Annotated in this window: 4 protein-coding genes; all 4 read left to right on the top strand. The window is 36.0% G+C overall.

The features are described 5' to 3' along the window. The coding region (locus tag CFE23_RS16550) for a hypothetical protein (protein WP_291090560.1) at nucleotides 1-466 on the top strand (466 nt) is incomplete at its 5' end. 155 nt (nucleotides 467-621) lie between these two features. After that, nucleotides 622-1,221 (top strand): hypothetical protein, encoded by a 600-nt coding sequence (locus tag CFE23_RS16545; RefSeq protein WP_291090557.1) that lies wholly within the window; start codon nucleotides 622-624, stop codon nucleotides 1,219-1,221. Between the two features lie 164 nt (nucleotides 1,222-1,385). After that, nucleotides 1,386-1,832: an HNH endonuclease gene (locus CFE23_RS16540; RefSeq protein WP_291090554.1), complete on the top strand. Its 447-nt coding sequence runs from the start codon at nucleotides 1,386-1,388 to the stop codon at nucleotides 1,830-1,832. Nucleotides 1,833-1,886: 54 nt separating this feature from the next. Next, on the top strand, nucleotides 1,887-2,141 hold the full coding sequence (locus CFE23_RS16535; RefSeq protein ID WP_291090551.1) for a hypothetical protein: 255 nt from the start codon (nucleotides 1,887-1,889) through the stop codon (nucleotides 2,139-2,141). The last annotated feature ends 209 nt before the right edge of the window (nucleotides 2,142-2,350 follow it).

Raw genomic sequence — 2,350 nt, 5'->3', positions numbered from 1 at the left:
TCTGTCAAGCCGAGAATACTCAGTTCCAAAAGCCGCAACTGACGTGAAGCCGCCGGACGTTATGCACAACCGACCTCGAAATCGTGATATGAGAAACTTGACAATAATGCTTGCTTTGATATTGTTATCATGCAAATCTAACCTAGATCAAAGCTTTGAAAAGGAAAACGAAGATTTGAAAAATGAATACAAGAGTCAACACCGAAATTTCCTTGAAGCAAATTCTTCAAAACTGTCTGCTCAACAAATGGTAAATTCCATGGACAGTATAACCGAAATATATTCTGTTACAAAAAACAAAGCTTTGGCGACCAAATACGTCGAGTCAAAAAGCGGAATAAAAAGGTTAAACTTTTTGAAAAAGCATTTTAAGAAAAATGAATTGAAATCTTTACTCAAAAGAGTTCCTAAATCAATCCAAAAAGACACTAATTATATTTCAATAAAAACTTATGTTGAAAATTAGTGGCTGTGCATAACAGCGGTTTCACGCAATTGCTACTTCCCTTGTAAAATGAACTTCTTTTTTCCATAACTTCGTTTTGTCCAGCCGAGAGTACTCAGTTCCAAATGCCGCAACTGACGTGAAGCCGCCGGACGTTACATGCAACTCAACCCCAAATGAACGTAATAAGTGTGTTAAAATATCTTACCCTTTTAGTCTTTTCATACTGTGCGTACGGACAGACTTGCTTGCATAAAAACTTATCAAAATCACTAGATTATCAAGTCAGTTTTGAGCGAACTAAAAATGATTCTTGTATAATATCTGTAACCGTTATTAAAAAGGATTCAAATATTAGTCTGCAGACCGTCGTCATTAAATCCGAGTTCATTTTTGAAAAAGATTTTCAAGATTGCGCCTTCACAAGATCATACACTACACACGTAAACGATGATCACAATAACGCTGACAATCAATTTGAAGATTTTATAGTTGCAGATTTTAACTTTGACGGAAAAGAAGATTTTGCTGTGAAAAGAGATTCCGGGGGAAATGGCGGTTCTCTATACTCCTATTTCATCCAAAATGATAATGAAAAATTTGAACTGAATGATTATCTTACAAACACTATGGTTTATTTTCCTATAATATTCAATAAAAAGAAATTGACTTTGACTACGCTAGTACACGCTAATGCGTACCAAAGAAATAGAACAATTTATAAATGCGATTCGAAAACAACATGGAAAATAGTAAGCGAAAAGCTGGAAAATTAATGAGCTGCATGTAACAGCGGTTTCACGCAATTGCTACTTTTCTTGTAAAAGGAACGCGCTTTTTCCATAACTTCGTTCTGTCCAGCCGAGAGTACTCAGTTCCAGAAGCCGCAACTGACGTGAAGCCGCCGGACGTTAGGCGACATCGCAAGAAAACCGCTCGTATGAAAAAATGCATTTGGTGCTCAAAAACTGAGCTAGATACAACTTTTAGAAAAGCAGCACATACATTTCCTCAATCACTTGGAGGAAAAAATACTTGCGATAATGTATGTGATAGTTGCAATCATTTTTTTGGGAATAAAACTGAGAAAATGCCTTCGGTAGAAATTGCTTTAAAGGAAGTTCTTAACTTGTCTAAGTATCTACTATTAGCAAACGCTGGTAAAATTAAATCTCGATTTAAGTCAGAATACTTTGACTTCAATATTAAGACGATGAAAGTAAAGTTTAAGATGAAATATCAATTGAGAGAAAACTTTCAGTCAAATTTTGCGAGGTTGTTTCGACGAGGCATTTATAAAGTATTTCTTGAAGAGCGCGAAAGACTTCGGAAAGATGCCCATGATTCACGGTATGATTTTATTAGAGAATTTGCTCGCTATGACTAGAATGATTGTCCTGTATACTACATAAAACCAAAATTCCAAATAATAGCGTTTTCTATGCCGGATATTATTAATCCAGAAATTAGATTTACCGAATATAGCGATGACATTGACAATAATTATAGATTTTACTCTTATCCGTTTTTAGGCCATAACCTAGCAATCCCAACGCATCGACATTTGCAACATGAAAGATTGGCACTATATAAAAAATTTTTGTTTGAAGATGACGGTCCATTTGGAAAACAACTTTTTGAAATCAATTTTATTGAAGATCTCGATTTTCGATTTGGGTATATGAATAAAAATTAGCGACGTCGCCTAACAGCGGTTTCACGCAATTGCTACTTCTCTTGTAAAATGTAACCGCTTTTTCCATAACTTCGTTCTGTCCACGCCGAGAATACTCAGTTCCAAAAACCGCAACTGACGTGAAGCCGCCGGACGTTATACGCCACTTTTCTGCACGAAATCACGTGCTCGGTTTGTTGGAAATTCCGAGGCCAATTCGCTGAGATTTT

The organism is Flavobacterium sp. BFFFF1, from assembly GCF_002256285.1.
Lineage (GTDB): Bacteria > Bacteroidota > Bacteroidia > Flavobacteriales > Flavobacteriaceae > Flavobacterium.
Note: the sequence above shows the minus strand (reverse complement) of the source record. Positions and strands in the feature narration are given on the sequence as shown.